Genomic DNA, 15,934 nt, shown 5'->3' with positions numbered 1-15,934 from the left:
CAGCCGGAAAGGGGAGCGCATTATCCGCCGGCCGCGATCGGCGCGGCGGATTCCATGGATCAACGTTCGGACAGTTCGGTGGCGGCTTCGGCCGGGCGCGGTTCGCGCGGCTCCGGTTCTGCGGCGGGCCGTGGCGCCGGCGCTGGCGCGGGCCGTGCGGTTGATGCCGATGCGGCCGCCTGTGCCTGTTCGCTGGCGTTGTCGGCTTCTTCGGCCGCATCGTCGGCGGTAGCCGCAGCCTGCGCCGCCATCGCCGTGGCGAACGCTGCCTGCGCACTGGCGAACAGGTTCGAGACTGAACCCACCATCTGCAGCCAGCGCGCACCGTTGACCTTGCCCGGCATTTCCAGCTTGCCGGCAATGAAGCCACCGGCCAGGCCCACTACCACGATGCGTAGTGGCGACCAGCTTTGGCGCCAGACCTGGCTGAGCGTGGACCAGTGGCCCTGGGTCTCGGCCAGACGCACGGTCACCACCTGTTCGCAGCGCTTCACCCGCCGCTGCAGCGCACCGAACTTCATGGCTTGCCCTCTGGCAGCTGCACATCGGCATCGGGGTCGTCTTCGCTGGGCTCGTCGAACAGGCCCAGGCGGGACAGCTGGCGCCGGGTGGCGTGCATGCCGGTGTGGTGGAAGAAGTAGGACACCCGCCAGATCGCATAACCGGTGACGGCCAGGCTCAGCAGCGAGGTGATCAGCAGGGCCTGCAGCCAGCTCAGGCCCCAGCTTTGCAGCAGGGCGATGAGGGTGGCGGCCATCAGCAGCCAGGCCGACGCACCGAATACGATCGCTACCCCGGCCCAGGCCAGTGCACGGCCGAATGCGCTGCGAGCCAGCGCGAAGTCGGCCGAGGCCAGCCGGCGCAGCGAACGCAGCGAGTGCTTGGCCGAATCGGCAGCGGCACGACCGGCCGCCCCGACCTGGCGGATGCTCTCATCCAGCGGCGGGGTGGCCGCCGGATCAGGGGCTTGCGCGTTGTCTTCGCTCACGCCGCGGCTTACTTGTCGCTGCTGCCGCGGGCCAGCTTGGCGATGATCCAGCCGGCAGCGAAGGCCACGCCGAACGAGGCCAGCGGACGTTCGCGGATCAGCTCGGCGGCGCTGTCGATCAGGTCCTTGCCCTTGTCCATCAGTGCATCGACCTGTTCCTTGGCAGCGGCCCCGCCGAACTCGGCGGCGGCCAGGCCGGACAGCGCGCTGTCGGACAGTTCAGCCTTGACGTTGGCCTTGCCGATCCGCAGTTCGTCGGTCGCGGCACCGGTTGCGCCCTTGATCGCACCGCCGGCGGCCGTGGCGGCCTGCTTCAGGTGGGAACCGGCTTCACCCAGGTGTTCCTTCAGGTTCTCGGTATTGGTGGGGCTCATCGAATCACTCCTGTTGCGATGGGGGAACGGGCGTCGGCGGTGCCGACCTGGACTGACAGCAATAGCATTGCCGGGGTATAGGGGGTGTTACGGCAGGGCGATCAGCGCATCACGAGCTGGCCCTGCTGCTGGCCATTGTTGCGCAGCACGCGCACCACCAGTGTCGGCGGGCGTTGCTGGAAATTGGCACGCCAGCTGGCCAGGTCGGCGAATTCACCCACGGTGGCGTCGGTGATGATGTCGCCCTGCTGCAGGCCGTTGCTGGCCGCGCGGCTGCCGCGCTTGACCTCGCTGACCAGCACGCCGCCGACCCCCGACTGCCGCAGCGACTCGGGCAGGTCGACGAAGGTGGCGCCGGTCAGCCGCGGGTCCAGGCTCTCGCCGGTGACCGCACGTGCCTGTTCCTTCAGCGTTGCCTTGATCTGCACGGGCTTGCCTTCGCGGCGGACGTCCAGCGTCATCGGGCTGCCGACGGCGGCCAGGCCTTCCACGTTGTGCAGGGCTTCGGCGCTGTCCACGCGTTGGCCGTTGGCCGAGACCACCACGTCGCCCGGCTTCAGCCCGGCTGCGGCAGCGGCCGAGCCGGCCAGCACGCGGGTGATCAGCGCACCACGTGTTTCGGCCAGGCCCAGTCCCTGCGCAATCTGCGCGGTCAGGTTCTGGCTTTCCACCCCCAGCGTGCCGCGCACCACCACGCCGTGCTTGACCAGCTGGTCGACCACGCTGCGCGCCAGGTTCGATGGAATCGCCAGGCCCAGGCCGATGTTGCCGGCCATGCTGCCCTGCGGGTTGAAGCTGGCGGTATTGATGCCGACCAGCTGCCCCTGCAGGTCGACCAGTGCACCACCGGAATTGCCGGGATTGATCGACGCATCGGTCTGGATGAAGTTCTGGTAGCCCAGCCCGCGGATGCCGCTGCGGCCCACCGCCGAGACGATGCCGGACGTGACCGTCTGGCTGAAGCCGAACGGGTTGCCGATGGCCACGACGAAGTCGCCGACCCGCAGCTGGTCGCTGTTGCCCAGCTTGATGTCGGTGAGGTTCTGCGCCGGAATGCGGATCAGGGCGATGTCGGTATCGCGGTCCGAACCCAGGAACTGGGCCTTGACCGTGCGCCCGTCGGCCAGTGTCACCTGCACGTCATCGGCGTTCTCGATGACATGGTGGTTGGTCAGTACCAGGCCTTCCTTGGCGTCGATGATCACGCCGGAGCCGAGCGATTCGTTGATGCGTTCCTGCGGGATGTCCGGGAACAGGCGGCGGAAGAACGGGTCGTTGAAGAAGGGATTGCGTACGCGAACTACCTGCTTGGTGTTGACGCTGACCACCGCCGGCATCGCCTTCTCCAGCATCGGTGCCAGTGACGGTACCGCCTGTCCGGCCACCGAGGCCGGCAACGCTGCGGTGGTCGGCAGGACCGCCGGCAGCGGCGCGGCGTCGGCACGGTTGTCCAGGTGGGCATTGATGCCGGTGGCAACGAAGCCACCGAAGGCGGCGGCGATTGCGAGCGTGAGCAGGGTGGGAAGCGGTCGCATGGGAGTCGGTTCGCTGGCGTGGGTGGGGGCTGTTCGGGCCTACGGTAAAACAAGGCTGAATGAGTGTGTCGCGATCTGGATAAATGCGCCATGAAAACGGGGGCCTCGAAGGAGGAGCGCGGGGGCCAAAAACGCGGCTGTGGCGACACCCGGGCAGGTGATGGGTGCGCCACTCAAGGCCAACGCGCGCCGCACTGGCACAGGCGGATGCTTGCGCAGTTCCGCGCAGGCGGGTGCCGCAATGCGCCACGACGGATGCCGGACGCTGCATCCGTGCACGTGCGCGCGACGACGGCCAGACAATGCTGGGTTCGCGTGGCGCAGCACTGAAAAAAAGGGGTTTGCTGCGAACCGCAGGTGGCAACTAGGGCTGCTGCGTACACCATCGGCGTCGCAACAGATGCGATTGCTGGCACATGCCCCGTTCCACGATCGTCAATGTCGGTATAGCATCGCCCCGTTTTGATACTTAAGGCCCGCAGGAGGGCAACATGAGCAACGGTAATGGTGTGTCGGTCGTGACCGACGCTGTCGAGAACGTGAAAGAAACCGCCACCAACGTCGGCGAGACCATCGCCCACGCCGCCGAAGACGCAGTGAAGTCGGTCAAGAAGACCGTCAAGCGCGCCAGCAAGGCTGCCGGTACCCGCGTTGCCAAGGCCAAGAAGGCCGTGGCCAAGGTCGAGAAGACTGTTGCCAAGAAGGCCGAGAAGGCTGCCAAGTCGGTTGGCAAGACAGTTGCCAACGCCAAGAAGAAGCTGGAAGCGGCCAAGAAGAACGCCAAGGCCGAAGCTGTTGCCCTGAAGAAGGAAGTGGCGAAGAAGAAGGCGGCTGCGGGCAAGGCCGTGACCAAGAAGGCCGCCGCTGCCAAGAAGACCACCAAGGCCGCCACCAAGGCTGCCGGCAAGAAGGTCGCCACCGTGAAGAAGGCCGCCACCAAGAAGGCTGCTGTCGCGAAGAAGACCGTTGCCAAGAAGACCACGGCCGCCAAGAAGGTGGTTGGCAAGAAGGTCGCCACCGCCAAGAAGGCTGTGGCCAAGAAGACCGTCGCCGCCAAGAAGGTTGCCGGCAAGAAGACAGTGGCTGCGAAGAAGGTTGTCGGCAAGAAGGTTGCCGCCACCAGGAAGGTCGCCACCAAGAAGACCGCCGCCGCCAAGAAGGTTGTCGGCAAGAAGGCTGCCGTCGCCAAGAAGGCCGTTGCCAGGAAGACCACTGCTGCCAAGAAGGCTGTCGGCAAGAAGGTCGCTTCGACCAAGAAGGTCGTCGCCAAGAAGGCTGCACCGCTGAAGAAGGTCGCCGCCAAGAAGGCTCCGGCCAAGAAGGCTGTTGCCAGGAAGGCCCCGGCCAAGGCCGTGCGCAAGGTCGCCAAGCGCAAGTAATCGCGCCGTGACCGAAGGCCCTGCCGCCCACCGGGTGGTGGGGCCTTTCGCGTTTTCGGGGCGCGGTCTGGGGCAAGATGCAGATTCTTCCCGCCGGAGCCCCAGCATGCGCGGTATCGATTTCAGTTCCTGGCAGGGCGTGCTGTCCACGTTGGCCGGCCTGGTCCTGATCACCCTGCTGGGCGTGGGCATCCGCCTGCTGGTGATGCAGACCCTGCAGCAGCGTCGCGAGCGCGAGAACCGGCAGATCAACGAGCGGCTGCGCACACTGATGGCGGCCTACAAGACCCTGGGCGGTTCATTCACTGGTGAACTGGGCGTGGATCCCAGCCATCGCCGTGATCTGCGCCAGCGCGAAGCAGCCGAAGGCATCGCCGAACCGCGTTCAGATCGAACGCGCCGCATCCGCGATGCGGTCGAGGCCGCGCTCTCGGACATCCTGTTGCTGGGCACCGACGAACAGGTGCGGCTGGCCGCGCGCGCTGCCAACGAACTGGCACAGGGGCGACCGGTGCATACCCACGAACTGGTGGTCTCGCTGCGCGACTTCGTGCGCGAAGCGCTGGACCTGGCGCCGATTCCTCCCGACCTGCGGATTCCGCCGCAGGGGCCGACCCGCCCCGCTGCCAGTGGTGGCGGCAAGGGGCGCAACGATGGCGATGCCAAGGGCGGCCGTGCGGGTGGTGGCGGAGGTGGGGGCGGCGGAATGGGCGCTGGCATGGGCGGCATGGGCCTCGGTGCCGGCGCCGCACTGGGCGCCGGCCATGCCGCTGCCAGCGATGAAACGGACGCGCGCTGAGCACGTCCGCCGGGTTCAGCGGGTCAGCTCGTAGATCGGCACGAAGCCGCCGTAGATCATCCGCGCACCGTCAAACGGCATCGGATTCTTCGTTGGATCAAACCGCGGGTCTTCCATCATCTTCTTCATACCGGCGTCGCGGGTCGATTTGTCGGGCCATTCGATCCAGGAAAACACCACCGTCTCGTCCGGCGTGGCTTTCACCGCGCCGAAGAAATCGGTGGTCTTGCCGTGCGGCACGTCATCGCCCCAGCACTCCACCACGCGCAGTGCGCCGTACTCGATGAAGACCGGATCTCCTGTGCGTGCATGGGCGAGGAACTTCTCCTTGTTGGCGGTGGGAACCGCCAGGACGAAACCATCGATGTAGCTCATTGCCAGCCTCCGGATGGACCGTGCCACATGCACGGCCTTCAAATACACGACGAACCAGCGCGGCGGGGATCGACATCCCGCGTACGCCTGTTCAGCCTGGGCCACCCGGGAGCGGGGCCAGCGCCGTATCCGGTGGCTGCTGGCCGGCCAGGTGGCGCACGAAGTAGTCCCACATGCGGTGCGTATAGGTGGCGTCGTTGCGGAACAGTTCGTGGTCCTGTCGAGCCAGGTACAGCAGGTCGTAGCGACGCTGGGCCTTGTTCAGGGCCGCGGCCAGCTGCAGGGTCAGCGCGGGTGGCGCGTTCTCGTCCAGTTCGCCATAGACCAGCAGCAGATGCCCGCGCAGGTTGCTGGCCAGCGCCGCATTGTCGAGACCGGCAAAGGGGGCCGGCACGCCATCGGCCATGGCTGTAGCTGGCACCACGCCACCGAACAGCCGGTCCATGCCGTGCAGGGCGCCGCCGTACATGCCCTGGAAATTGTGGCTGCCGGCCGAGGCCACGGCCACCCTGTAGAACGCGGGGTAGCGCAGCAGGGCACGCGCCGCGCTGTAGCCGCCGAACGAATGCCCATAGATGCCGACCCGCTGCAGATCGATACCCTGGTAGCGTTCGCCCAGCTGGCGCAGTGCGGCCACATGGTCATCGAGCTGTACATCGGCGCCATGCAGGAAGCTGCTGTCATGGAATGCCTTGTCGCGGCCGCCGGTGCCGCGGGCATCGATGCTGACCACCACGAAGCCGAGCTCGGCGAGGCTGGCGCGGGATGCCGGGTTCTGCGCCGAGACCGCTTCGGCATAGGTGACCGGTGCATTGCTGATGAAAGCACCGCCGTACATCGCGTCGATCACCGGGAAGCTGCCGTCATCGCGATAGTCGCGGGGCAGGTAGATGGTGGCGAAGATCGGCGTGCGCCCGTCGGCGGCCAGCAGCCGCTCGCGCCGTGGCGGCCGCCAGCCAGCAGTGACGACCGCCTGCGCATCCGCAGCCTCCAGCACCATCACTTCGCGGCCATCGTCGCTGGCGCGCAGCACCGTGCGTGGCGGCTGCGCGAGGCTGGACACCGTATCCACCAGGTAGCCACCGCCGGGTGACAGCGCTTGCGGTGCACGTCCACCGAACAGCATGCCGGTGCCCGCATCAACCAGGTGGTCGTCGCCATCGGCGGCCAGGCGCTGCACCGCTCCGCCGTGCAGCGGTACCCGGTACAGGCCACGCACGTAGGGATCGCCGCCCTCGACACCGCCGGCACTGAAGTATGCCCAATCGCCTGCGCTGTCCACGCCGAGCAGGTCCCGCACCGCCCACCGGCCGCCGGTGAGCTGGCCCATCACCTTGCCGTCGGACAGGCGCACCCGGTACAGATGGCCCCAGCCATCGCGCTGCGAGAACCACACGGCGGTGTCCCGGCCGGGCAGGATTGCCACCGCTGGCCGGTTGTAGGAATACACGTTGAGCTGCAGGCGGGTATCACTGGACTCCTCCAGCACGGTGCGCAGCGCACCGCTGCCGGCGTCGATCTCTACCAGGCGCAGGCGCCGTGGCATGCCGAAGTGCGCCATCGCGGCGTACAACCGGCCACCGTCCCAGCCCAGGATGCCCGCCTCGCTCAGGATGTTCCAGCCCTCGGGCAGGGTGATGTCCTGCTGCCGGCCGCTGCGTACATCGACGATGTACAGGCTGTCGCGCACCTGCTGTGCATCGCCCAGTACCCCCAGCTTCACGGTGTGCACGCGTGGGCGCGCGCTGTTGGCCGGCGTGCTTTCCAGATAGGGGTAGTCCTGCAGCGCACGCTCGTCGTAGCGGATGCCGGCCACGTAGCGGCCATCCGGTGACCAGCCGACCGCAAACGGCCGCACCGGCATCCGGCCCTGGCGGCGCGGTATGCCGCGGAGGGTGAAGTCCGGCAGTACGCCATAACCATGACCGGGTTCGCCGCCGGTGGTCAGTGCCCGTGCTGCCGTTCCGGGCGACTGCAGCCACAGATTGTGGTCGCGCACCTGCAGCCAGGCATCGCCAGCGGGCGAAAGCAACGCATCTGCCGGCGGCATCGCATCCTGCGACGGCGCGCATTGCCAGCGCGGCCACCGGCAATCGATCGGCGCCTCGCCGCTGAATCGCAGGCGCAGGCCATCGTCGGTTGCCTGCACGCTGGCCAGTCGCAGGCGTGGCCCGCTGGCACCGAAGGGCGCCACCGCGCTGTCCAGTGCGGCGGGCTCGAACAGGACCTCGCCAGTGGCCTGTAGCGGGTCGACCAGTACCGCCTGGCGTCGACCGCGTGCATCCTCGCGCTCATACCAGAAGCGGCCATCGGCCAGCCAGTTCGGCACGACCGAGGCATTGCGCAATGCACCGCGCAGGTGGCTGTCGTGCACGCGCTCGGCGCGCTGGTAATCAGAAGGCTGCAGTGGCTGAGCCGATACAGTGGAACACCCGCCGATGAAGGCGAGGACGACAGCGCAGAGCGGGAACCGCAGCGGAGCAGGCACGTGCAAGGCAACCTCCTGTTGCAAGGGTCAGCGGAACTCGAATGCACGCGCGCCGCGCGCGTATGCCAGACGCAGCCTGAATCAAGCCAAAAAATTCAGCAATGCGAAGGCTGCTGTTTTCAGGGAGCGTTGTGGCGAATAACGGAGAATTTACATTCCCGATGCGATGGCGCCCTGGCGCTGCTGCACACCATAAGAAAGTAAAGGTGTACCCCCATGAAGAATTCGCTGATTGCCCTGGCCCTGGCCGCTGCCCTGCCGTTCACCGCCTCGGCTGCTGAGAACCTGTCCTACAACTACGCCGAAGCCGACTACGCCAAGACCGACAACGACGCGTTCAAGTCCGACGGTTGGGGTGTGAAGGGTTCGTACGGCTTCCTGCCGAACTTCCACGCTTTCGGTGAGTACAGCCGTCAGGAATTCGACCACACCAACGTCAAGCTGGACCAGTGGAAGATCGGTGCCGGCTACAACGTTGAAATCGCTCCGAGCACCGACTTCGTTGCCCGCGTTGCCTACCAGAAGCTCGACCCGAAGCACGGCCTGGACTTCAACGGCTACAGCGCTGAAGCCGGTATCCGCACTGCCTTCGGCGCTCACGCCGAGGTCTACGGCATGGTTGGCTACGAAGACTACGCCAAGAAGCACGGCGTGAATCCGGAAGGCCAGTGGTACGGCCGCCTGGGTGGCCAGGTCAAGCTGAACCAGAACTGGGGCCTGAACGGCGAACTGAAGATGAACCGCGACGGCGACAAGGAATACACCGTCGGCCCGCGCTTCAGCTGGTAACTGCTGTTCCGGCGCGCCTGCGCGCTGGAGAAGTCTCGACAGGCCCGGCTCTTGCCGGGCCTGTTGCGTTTGTGGCGGCGCGAAACAAAATGCCGTCTGACTGGTGGCGCACGCGGGCCGAGCATTGCAAGGAATTGGATTCCGCCGCTGCGGGCACCGGCCTACGGTGGATGTTCCATGTTGCCTGGACAGGCCGCGATGCCACCGACACTCCCGCCCCTGCGGCCTGATCGGCCACGACGCCTGGCGCTGCTGGATCCGCACCCGGTACTGCGGTTGGGCGTGGAAGTTCTGCTCCGCCAACACAGTGGTGTGCAGGTGCGCGTGAGCCTGTCCAACGAGGCGCACCTGCTGCAGCTGCTGGAGCGCAGCCCGAGGTGTGTCGACCTGCTGCTGATCGATGCGCTGCCGATGGGCGACCTGGGCGATGGATTGGCCCTGCTGCGCGTGCTGTCGCAGCGCTGGCCGGCGCTGCCGGTGCTGGTGCTCTCGGCGCACTGCAACGCCAGTACGGTGACCACCGCGATGCGAGCCGGCGCGCGCGGCTTCCTGTCCAAGTCGATGCCACCGGAGACGTTGCTGCGCGCCATTGACGTGGTCGCTCGCGGAGGGCGCTTCGTGCCACCGGAACTACGCGAGGAGCTGAAGCTGCCGCGCACACGCCGGGTATCTGCACCGGTGCTGACGCCGCTGAGCCAGCGCGAGCGTGAAGTGCTCGGGTTGGTGCTGAAGGGCGTCAGCACCAGTGAAATGGCCCTGCGCTCAGGGCGCTCGGCCAGCACCATCAGCTCGCAGAAAACCTCGGCCTACCGCAAGCTCGGCATCCGCGGGGATGGTGACCTGTTCCGCTTCCGCCACCTGCTCGAATGCGGCTGAGCGGCCTTACTCGCCCTGGTACTGCTTCTCTTCCACCAGCGCCGAACCGGCCACGCGGTTGATCTCGTTCTTCACCTGCACGCGCTCGCCATTGGTGCCATAGACACCGCGTGCCAGCTGGATGAACGCATCGTCGAACACCTGGGCCGCTTCCTTGTCGCGCAGCTGGTCCTGGATGTCCCACATGCGTTCGTTGATCGCCTTCAGCTGCTGCTTCAGCGCGTCCAATGCCGGCTGCGCCTGCAGCTGCTGCTGCAGCAAGGGCAACAGGCCATCCAGTTCGGTGCGCACGTTGGCCAGCTTGGCAGCATCATCGATGCGCTCGGCCTTGATCTCGAGAATGGTGATCTTGTCGATCAGCTCGCCGATCGATACCGGGGTCAGGATGGCGTCCACGTGGTTGGTTCCTGGAAACAAGGCGTCATGATACCGCGCGGCTGGCACGTAGCCTCCATCCACGGGATTTACGCCGAATTTGCGCGGCAGGCCGGGCAGCGCCCTCGATCCGTTACGGCGGCGCCCCCGACACTGCCGTCCCAGCGGCGCGACCGCCTTCGACGAGGAACACAGTGCAGTGAACAGCAAGGAGACGATGGCGGCGCTGGTGGCCGCCCTGGCAGGGCTGCTCGGGATCGGCAGCGCGCAGGCACAGGTGCAGGCCAGTGGCAGTGCTGCACTGACCAGCGACTACGTGTGGCGTGGCAGCTCGCAGAGCGATGGCGACCCGGCGGTGCAGGCCGGCGCGAAGGTCTCGATCCCGTCGGGATGGTACGCCAGCGTGTGGGGTTCGAACGTTTCGTTCAAACCGGACAATGGCGCGCGCAGCGAGTTCGACCTGGTGGCCGGCTGGTCCGGCGCACTGGCGCCGGCCTGGAACCTGGATACGAACCTGACCCGCTACGTGTACCCGGGCACCGGCCGCACGCTGGACTGGACCGAACTCAACACCACGTTGACCTGGAAGCAGCGTGCCTGGCTGCAGGTCGCCCATTCCAGCGATGCACTGGCCGGTGGCCATCGCGGCACCTATGCCCAGCTGGGTGTGCGTGTGCCGCTGCACGAACGCGTCCGCCTGGAAGCGGCGGTGGGCCAGTACTGGCTGGCCACCGCGCAGGGCCCGGACTACCTGCATGGCCAGCTCAGTGCCATTGCCACGCTGGCCCCGGCATGGGAGCTGCGTGCCACCGTGCACGACACCGACAGTGCGGCCAAGCGCCTGTTCCCGGGCAATGCCGGGGGGCGTTGGGAGCTGGCGCTACAGGGCAACTTCTAGCTGGCCACCGAGGCCTGGCGCGCGCGCAGCGCGCCGGGCAGCCACAGCAGCAGGGCCAGCACGGCCACGGCGGCACCGGCCACGCAGACGCCGGTCCAGCCGAAGCGCTGGTAGACCTGTGCAGACAGCAGCGAGCCCAGCGAGCCGCCGATGAAATAGCCGGTCATGTAGCCGGCATTGAGGCGGTTGCGTGCCGCAGGCTGCAGCGCATAGATCAGGTTCTGGTTGCTGACATGCAGCAGCTGCGCGGCCAGGTCCAGCACCACCACGCCGACCAGCAGCGCCAGCAGCGAGTGGGCCGACAGCCCCAGTGGCAGCCACGACAGCAGCAACAGCGCCAGTGCAATGGCGGTGGCACGTCCGGTCTGGCCACGGTCGGACATGCGACCAGCCAGACCCGCCGCCAGCGTCCCGGCCGCACCGACCAGCCCGAACAGGCCGATGGTGGCGTCGCTGTAGGCGTACGGCGGTTGTGCCAGCAGGAATGCGAGCGGGGTCCAGAAGATCGCGAACATGGCGAAGCTGCAGGCCCCCAGCAGCGTGCGCTGGCGCAGCACCGGTTCCCGCACGAACAGCTCGCCGATGGAGCGCAGCAATGCGAAATAGCCAAGGCCGGCGCTGTGGTGGAATCGCGGCAGGCCGCGCTGCAATGCCAGTGCGGTCAGCACCAGGGTGGCAGCGGCGATCGCGTACACCAGGCGCCAGTCGCCCAGGCTGGAAAGCAGGCCGGCCACGGTGCGCGCCAGCAGGATGCCCAGCAGCAGGCCACTCATCAATGTTCCGACCACGCGGCCACGATGTTCCGGCGCGGCCAGCGTGGCGGCGAACGGCACCAGCACCTGGGCCACCACCGAAAACAGGCCGGTGATCGCGGTGCCCACCAGCAACCAGGTCAGCGACGGTGCGCAGGCACTGATCACCAGTCCGCCCGCCGACAGCAGGCTCATCACCACGATCAGGCGGCGGCGTTCGAACAGGTCACCCAGCGGCACCAGCAGGATCAAGCCGGCGGCATAGCTCAGCTGCGCGGCGGTAACCACCATGCCGACCTGGCCGAACGGCACGCCGAAGGCGTCGGCGATGGTGTGCAGCAGCGGTTGCGCGTAGTAGTTGCTGGCCACGGCCACGCCGGTGGCGACCGACATCAGCAGCACCTGCCAACGGTGCAGAGGGGGAAGGGACGGGCTCACGCGATGTTCCAGGAAGCGGGGGGCACAGTGTCCGCCTGCTGCGAGCATGATGGAAATGAATCATCATCATCCATGCCATCTGAAAACAAGATAGTTGTATGAACCTCAAGCAGCTCGAGTTCGCCGTGGCGCTGGCCGAGGAGGGCAATTTCACCCGTGCCGCCGAGCGCTGCCACGTGGTGCAGTCCGCGCTCAGCCACCAGGTCGCCCACTTGGAACAGGAACTGGGTGCCACGCTGTTCGAGCGCCTGCCGCGCCAGGTGCGGGCCACCGCCGCCGGTGAGGCGTTGCTGGTGCACGCACGCCAGGTGCTGGCCAGCCTGCGCCACCTGCGCGCCGACGTGGCCGCCGTCAGTGGCGAAGTGCGTGGGTTGCTGGCCATCGGGCAGATTTCCTCGCTGACCGGAATCGACGTTGTTACGATGCTGGCGGCCTTCCAGCGCGTGCACCCGCAGGTGGAGTTCCAGTTGCGCGTGGACAAGAGCGAGGACCTGATCGCGCAGGTACAGTCGCGCGCGCTGGATGTGGCACTGGTCGGCCTGGCGCCTTCGGCAGCGCTGGACGGTGTCTGCCATCAGGTGCTGCAGGAGGAGGATCTGGTGGCGGTACTGGCGCCATCGCACCGGCTGGCCGGGCGCAAGCGGCTGCCATTGGCCGCACTGCAGGATGAAGCACTGGTCGACTTCCCGCGCGGCACCGGCGCACGCCGGCAGACCGATGATGCTTTTGCCGCAGCCGGACTGCCGCACACGGTCCGTTTCGAGGTCAACCTGATGGAACTGGTCGAGCGCTTCGTCCGCCATGGGTTGGCGGTCGGCATCGTGCCGGCATTGATCGCCGATGGGTTTCAGGGCGTGGTGCAGATTCCGCTGCAGCCGACCCCGACCCGGCGCGTGCACCTGGTCTGGCAGCGCCTGCCGACACCAGCGGCGCGGGCGTTCGTCGACGCCGTGCTCAACCGCGCAGGCGCAGGCTCAGGCCCTTGAGGAAGTTGCGCAGCATCTGGTCCAGGCAACGCCGGTAGTTGGCGTGCCCGGGTTGGCGGAACAGCGCGCCCACTTCCGACTTGGAGACATTGAAGCCTGCGCTGGCAAAGATCTCCATCAGGTCCACGTCGCGCAGCTGGAACGCCACGCGCAGCTTCTTCAGCACCAGGTTGTTGTCGATACGGGTTTCCACTGCGCGCTGCGGCTGGCTCTCGTCGCGGCCACGCAGGTGCACGATCAGGCCGTCGAGGAAGTGCGCCAGCGCGCTGTCGTTCATCGCCTCGAAACCGGCTTCGTCCTCGCGGCGCAGCCAGGCCTTCACCTGCCCGGTATCCACGGCAAAGGCCGGGTCGGCCATCTGGCACAGGGCGACCACGTGCTGGTCACCCAGGTCCAGGGAGTAGCGCACGCTGCGCAGGACATCATTGTTGATCATGGCCCAATTGTACCGGCCCCTGGCGTGTCACCGGAGTGTCATCGAACTGCAGCATCGTGAGCACTCGTTCGCTGGGACCCTTGCATGCGCCGGTATCTGTTTTCCGCACTACTGCTCGCCGGCAGCTTCGCTGCCTTCGCCCAGGACCGCTTCGTACCCGTCGAGCGGCGCCTCAGTGCATCCCAACTGGCCGAGGTCGGGCTCAGTCCAGCGCAGTTGCAGGCGTTGAACCGGGTACTGCGCGAGGCAGAGAGCACGACCGCTGCGTCGACGGCAGTGGTGGCCCCGGTCGCTGCGCCGCTGCCTGCCAATGTGCCGGCACCGGCAGCAATGCATCTGGGCCTGGATGACGAGCCGGTCAGTGCCCGTGTAGTCGGAGAGGTCGCAGGCTGGCAGCCCGGCACGCTGTTCACCCTTGATAACGGCCAGCAATGGCAGGTGATGAAGGGACAGATGAAGCTGCGCAAGGTGTTGCAGTCGCCGCAGATCGCCGTTGTTCCAGGAATTGCCGGGCGCTGGTTCCTGCAGGTCGACGAAGACCTGCCCAAGGCCAGAGTGTTTCGCGTGCGTTGAGCCGGGGGGACGGCTGGACGGCGGGCAACTCAGGACGGGCCGGGAATGCCAGAATGGGCGTCCGGTTTTTCCCCCTGGAGTTGCCTGATGACCCGCACTGTCCTGATTACCGGCGCCACGTCCGGCTTCGGCGCCGCCGCCGTCCACCGCTTCGCCCAGGCCGGCTGGAAAGTGATCGCCACGGGCCGCCGCAGCGAACGCTTGCAGCCGCTGGTCGAGCGCTACGGCAAGGACGTGGTGCACGCCGCCGCCTTCGACATCCGCGATGCGGTGGCGATGGAGGCGGCCCTGCTGGCGCTGCCGCCGGCCTTTGGCGAGATCGACCTGCTGGTCAACAACGCTGGCCTGGCGCAGGGCACCGCGCCGGCACAGAGCGCCACGCTGTCGGACTGGACCACGATGATCGACACCAACATCACCGCGCTGGTGACCCTGACCCACCGGCTGCTGCCGCAGCTGGTGGAGCGCAAGGGCGCGATCATCAACATCTCGTCGGTGGCCGGCGTCTACCCGTACCCGGGTGGCAACGCCTACGGTGGCACCAAGGCCTTCGTCAGTCAGTTCTCGCTGGGCCTGCGTTCGGACCTGCACGGCACCGGCGTGCGCGTGACCACGATCGAGCCGGGCATGGCCGAAACCGAATTCACCGTGGTACGTACCCATGGCGACCAGAACGCCTCGGACAAGCTCTACAGCGGCGCCAACCCGATGACCGCCGAAGACATCGCCGAGCAGATCTTCTGGGTGGCCAGCCTGCCGCCGCACCTGAACATCAACCGGCTGGAGCTGATGCCGGTCAGCCAGTCGTTTGCCGGATTCCAGGTCGCCCGCGAGGGCTGACCTGCTTTGCGGGTCCTGTAGAGCCGAGCCTATGCTCGGCTTCGTCTGGATTCAGCCGAGCATGGCTCGGCTCTACAGAAACAAGAAAGCCGGGCACTGCCCGGCTTTTTCATTCACATCGGCAGGCTTACTGCGCCTTGATCGCCATCGCCTGCAGGCCGGTGCCATCCAGCTTCTGCTTGGCTTCGGACAACTCGCCGGCACTGCCGTACGGGCCCATGCGCACGCGGTACACGGTCTTGCCGTTGATCTGCGCCGACTCCACGCGTGCCGCCAGGCCCATCATGGCCAGCTTGGCCTTGGTGGCTTCGGCGTCACCGGAAGCCCCAAAGGCTCCTGCCTGCAGGATGTAGCGGGCGTTGTCGGCGGCCGCCGGTGCAGCTGCGGATGCCGGCGGTGCCGATGCGGCGGGCGCGCTTTCCGCGCGCGACGCCGGAGTGGCGGCCGCCGTGCTGGCCGACGGGGTTGCCGCGGCCGGGCGCTCGCTCAGCGGTGCCGGCAACGGAAGGTTGGTCGCGGTTACCGGCGCGGTGCTTGCGACGCTGGCCGTTGCGGTCGGTGCCGGCGTGGCCGTACTGGCCGGCGGTACCGGCTTGCCCTCCAGCGCGGCCTGCGCGCGCGACGCTTCGGCCTTGGCCCGGCGCTGATCCTCGGCGCGCGCGCTGGCGGCCAGTTCGGCGTCGGACATTTCCACTTCCTTGCCCGGCAGCAGGGTGTAGAAGTCGTACTGCGTCGCGGCGGGCTTCTCCGGTTCGGCCGGCTTCGACGTGGCCGGCTGCGCGGCCGGCTGGCTGCCGACATCGCTGTCGGCATCAGCGACCGGGGCCGGCTGCGCGTTCGGGTTCGGCTGCGGACCGGCACGCAGGAAGCCATCGCCTTCGCCCTTGAACAGGTTCGGCGCCGCCAGGAACACCACGGCGGCGATCGCCACACCGGCCACCAGCCACACCCATCCGGGGGTGCCCTGGCTGCTGCTGTTGCGTCGTGCCTGGGTTTTGCCGCGTCGTGCTGCCATGTGTACTGCGTCTCCTGA

At 67.3% G+C, this 15,934-nt stretch carries 18 protein-coding genes; 8 read left to right on the top strand and 10 right to left on the bottom strand.

What is annotated here, in order from left to right; genetic code table 11:
* Window positions 1-59: 59 nt before the first annotated feature.
* From AC5P7X_RS18595 to AC5P7X_RS18580, 4 genes are all read right to left on the bottom strand, one after another.
* Window positions 60-521 carry a protein sip-5 gene (locus AC5P7X_RS18595; protein WP_329843266.1) on the bottom strand — a complete coding sequence of 154 codons (462 nt, stop codon included), beginning with the start codon at window positions 519-521 and terminating at the stop codon, window positions 60-62.
* Window positions 518-988, bottom strand: a complete 471-nt coding sequence (locus AC5P7X_RS18590; RefSeq protein WP_004153834.1) for a phage holin family protein — start codon at window positions 986-988, stop codon at window positions 518-520. Before AC5P7X_RS18590 ends, AC5P7X_RS18595 begins: the two co-directional genes overlap by 4 nt.
* Window positions 989-996: 8 nt before the next feature.
* Window positions 997-1,362: a hypothetical protein gene (locus AC5P7X_RS18585; protein ID WP_004153835.1), complete on the bottom strand. Its 366-nt coding sequence runs from the start codon at window positions 1,360-1,362 to the stop codon at window positions 997-999.
* Window positions 1,363-1,463: 101 nt separating this feature from the next.
* Complete coding sequence (locus AC5P7X_RS18580) at window positions 1,464-2,897, bottom strand: Do family serine endopeptidase (protein WP_005420544.1); 1,434 nt, start codon at window positions 2,895-2,897, stop codon at window positions 1,464-1,466.
* 491 nt (window positions 2,898-3,388) lie between these two features.
* On the opposite strand from AC5P7X_RS18580, the gene AC5P7X_RS18575 reads away from it, so the two are divergent.
* Entirely contained in the window at window positions 3,389-4,276 is an 888-nt protein-coding gene (locus AC5P7X_RS18575) for a histone (protein ID WP_495215250.1), read from the top strand.
* Between the two features lie 106 nt (window positions 4,277-4,382).
* Window positions 4,383-5,075 carry a hypothetical protein gene (locus AC5P7X_RS18570; RefSeq protein WP_065178993.1) on the top strand — a complete coding sequence of 231 codons (693 nt, stop codon included), beginning with the start codon at window positions 4,383-4,385 and terminating at the stop codon, window positions 5,073-5,075.
* Window positions 5,076-5,090: 15 nt separating this feature from the next.
* Here AC5P7X_RS18570 and AC5P7X_RS18565 read toward each other — a convergent pair whose 3' ends face one another.
* Together AC5P7X_RS18565 and AC5P7X_RS18560 are read right to left on the bottom strand one after the other, a co-directional pair.
* The gene (locus AC5P7X_RS18565; protein ID WP_005420538.1) at window positions 5,091-5,450 is read right to left on the bottom strand and encodes a DUF1428 domain-containing protein; all 360 of its coding nucleotides are present in this window, start codon (window positions 5,448-5,450) and stop codon (window positions 5,091-5,093) included.
* Between the two features lie 91 nt (window positions 5,451-5,541).
* The gene (locus AC5P7X_RS18560; RefSeq protein WP_495215249.1) at window positions 5,542-7,944 is read right to left on the bottom strand and encodes a S9 family peptidase; all 2,403 of its coding nucleotides are present in this window, start codon (window positions 7,942-7,944) and stop codon (window positions 5,542-5,544) included.
* A gap of 210 nt (window positions 7,945-8,154) precedes the next feature.
* Between AC5P7X_RS18560 and AC5P7X_RS18555 the strand changes: the two genes are divergently transcribed.
* Together AC5P7X_RS18555 and AC5P7X_RS18550 are read left to right on the top strand one after the other, a co-directional pair.
* A complete protein-coding gene (locus AC5P7X_RS18555; RefSeq protein WP_171958086.1) occupies window positions 8,155-8,727 on the top strand; it encodes an OmpO family porin in 573 nt (190 codons plus the stop codon).
* A gap of 198 nt (window positions 8,728-8,925) precedes the next feature.
* Complete coding sequence (locus AC5P7X_RS18550) at window positions 8,926-9,603, top strand: response regulator transcription factor (protein ID WP_032954668.1); 678 nt, start codon at window positions 8,926-8,928, stop codon at window positions 9,601-9,603.
* A 6-nt stretch (window positions 9,604-9,609) separates the two neighbouring features.
* Here the strand turns inward: AC5P7X_RS18550 and AC5P7X_RS18545 are convergent, their stop codons facing one another.
* Window positions 9,610-9,999, bottom strand: coding sequence for a DUF6165 family protein (locus AC5P7X_RS18545; protein ID WP_049414316.1), 390 nt, complete (start codon window positions 9,997-9,999; stop codon window positions 9,610-9,612).
* A gap of 178 nt (window positions 10,000-10,177) precedes the next feature.
* Here AC5P7X_RS18545 and AC5P7X_RS18540 point away from each other — a divergent pair, with 178 nt between their 5' ends.
* Entirely contained in the window at window positions 10,178-10,876 is a 699-nt protein-coding gene (locus tag AC5P7X_RS18540; protein WP_495215248.1) for a TorF family putative porin, read from the top strand.
* Here AC5P7X_RS18540 and AC5P7X_RS18535 read toward each other — a convergent pair.
* Window positions 10,873-12,021 (bottom strand): MFS transporter, encoded by a 1,149-nt coding sequence (locus tag AC5P7X_RS18535; protein ID WP_343244763.1) that lies wholly within the window; start codon window positions 12,019-12,021, stop codon window positions 10,873-10,875. The genes AC5P7X_RS18540 and AC5P7X_RS18535 overlap by 4 nt on opposite strands.
* A gap of 143 nt (window positions 12,022-12,164) precedes the next feature.
* Between AC5P7X_RS18535 and AC5P7X_RS18530 the strand changes: the two genes are divergently transcribed.
* Complete coding sequence (locus tag AC5P7X_RS18530; RefSeq protein ID WP_329843256.1) at window positions 12,165-13,052, top strand: LysR family transcriptional regulator; 888 nt, start codon at window positions 12,165-12,167, stop codon at window positions 13,050-13,052.
* Here AC5P7X_RS18530 and AC5P7X_RS18525 read toward each other — a convergent pair.
* Window positions 13,021-13,488, bottom strand: coding sequence for a YehS family protein (locus AC5P7X_RS18525; protein WP_005420526.1), 468 nt, complete (start codon window positions 13,486-13,488; stop codon window positions 13,021-13,023). The genes AC5P7X_RS18530 and AC5P7X_RS18525 overlap by 32 nt on opposite strands.
* A gap of 84 nt (window positions 13,489-13,572) precedes the next feature.
* Here AC5P7X_RS18525 and AC5P7X_RS18520 point away from each other — a divergent pair, with 84 nt between their 5' ends.
* Together AC5P7X_RS18520 and AC5P7X_RS18515 are read left to right on the top strand one after the other, a co-directional pair.
* Window positions 13,573-14,061, top strand: coding sequence for a hypothetical protein (locus tag AC5P7X_RS18520; RefSeq protein ID WP_495215247.1), 489 nt, complete (start codon window positions 13,573-13,575; stop codon window positions 14,059-14,061).
* Window positions 14,062-14,148: 87 nt separating this feature from the next.
* A complete protein-coding gene (locus AC5P7X_RS18515) occupies window positions 14,149-14,901 on the top strand; it encodes an SDR family NAD(P)-dependent oxidoreductase (RefSeq protein WP_005420523.1) in 753 nt (250 codons plus the stop codon).
* A 127-nt stretch (window positions 14,902-15,028) separates the two neighbouring features.
* Here AC5P7X_RS18515 and AC5P7X_RS18510 read toward each other — a convergent pair whose 3' ends face one another.
* A complete protein-coding gene (locus AC5P7X_RS18510; protein WP_495215246.1) occupies window positions 15,029-15,916 on the bottom strand; it encodes an SPOR domain-containing protein in 888 nt (295 codons plus the stop codon).
* Between the last annotated feature and the right edge of the window lie 18 nt (window positions 15,917-15,934).

It is taken from the genome of Stenotrophomonas sp. YJH_SMC_53, from assembly GCF_059369995.1.
The sequence above is the reverse complement of the archived record's forward strand: the minus strand, read 5'-3'. Positions and strand labels throughout refer to the sequence as shown.

Bases quoted from the DNA above. Each gene is read 5' to 3' on its own strand.
- AC5P7X_RS18595 (WP_329843266.1), bottom strand. From the start codon at position 521: ATGAAGTTCGGTGCGCTGCAGCGGCGGGTGAAGCGCTGCGAACAGGTG.
- AC5P7X_RS18585 (WP_004153835.1), bottom strand. From the start codon at position 1,362: ATGAGCCCCACCAATACCGAGAACCTGAAGGAACACCTGGGTGAAGCC.
- AC5P7X_RS18580 (WP_005420544.1), bottom strand. From the start codon at position 2,897: ATGCGACCGCTTCCCACCCTGCTCACGCTCGCAATCGCCGCCGCCTTC.
- AC5P7X_RS18575 (WP_495215250.1), top strand. From the start codon at position 3,389: ATGAGCAACGGTAATGGTGTGTCGGTCGTGACCGACGCTGTCGAGAAC.
- AC5P7X_RS18570 (WP_065178993.1), top strand. From the start codon at position 4,383: ATGCGCGGTATCGATTTCAGTTCCTGGCAGGGCGTGCTGTCCACGTTG.
- AC5P7X_RS18565 (WP_005420538.1), bottom strand. From the start codon at position 5,450: ATGAGCTACATCGATGGTTTCGTCCTGGCGGTTCCCACCGCCAACAAG.
- AC5P7X_RS18555 (WP_171958086.1), top strand. From the start codon at position 8,155: ATGAAGAATTCGCTGATTGCCCTGGCCCTGGCCGCTGCCCTGCCGTTC.
- AC5P7X_RS18550 (WP_032954668.1), top strand. From the start codon at position 8,926: ATGCCACCGACACTCCCGCCCCTGCGGCCTGATCGGCCACGACGCCTG.
- AC5P7X_RS18535 (WP_343244763.1), bottom strand. From the start codon at position 12,021: ATGTCGGTCGCCACCGGCGTGGCCGTGGCCAGCAACTACTACGCGCAA.
- AC5P7X_RS18530 (WP_329843256.1), top strand. From the start codon at position 12,165: ATGAACCTCAAGCAGCTCGAGTTCGCCGTGGCGCTGGCCGAGGAGGGC.
- AC5P7X_RS18525 (WP_005420526.1), bottom strand. From the start codon at position 13,488: ATGATCAACAATGATGTCCTGCGCAGCGTGCGCTACTCCCTGGACCTG.
- AC5P7X_RS18520 (WP_495215247.1), top strand. From the start codon at position 13,573: ATGCGCCGGTATCTGTTTTCCGCACTACTGCTCGCCGGCAGCTTCGCT.
- AC5P7X_RS18515 (WP_005420523.1), top strand. From the start codon at position 14,149: ATGACCCGCACTGTCCTGATTACCGGCGCCACGTCCGGCTTCGGCGCC.
- AC5P7X_RS18510 (WP_495215246.1), bottom strand. From the start codon at position 15,916: ATGGCAGCACGACGCGGCAAAACCCAGGCACGACGCAACAGCAGCAGC.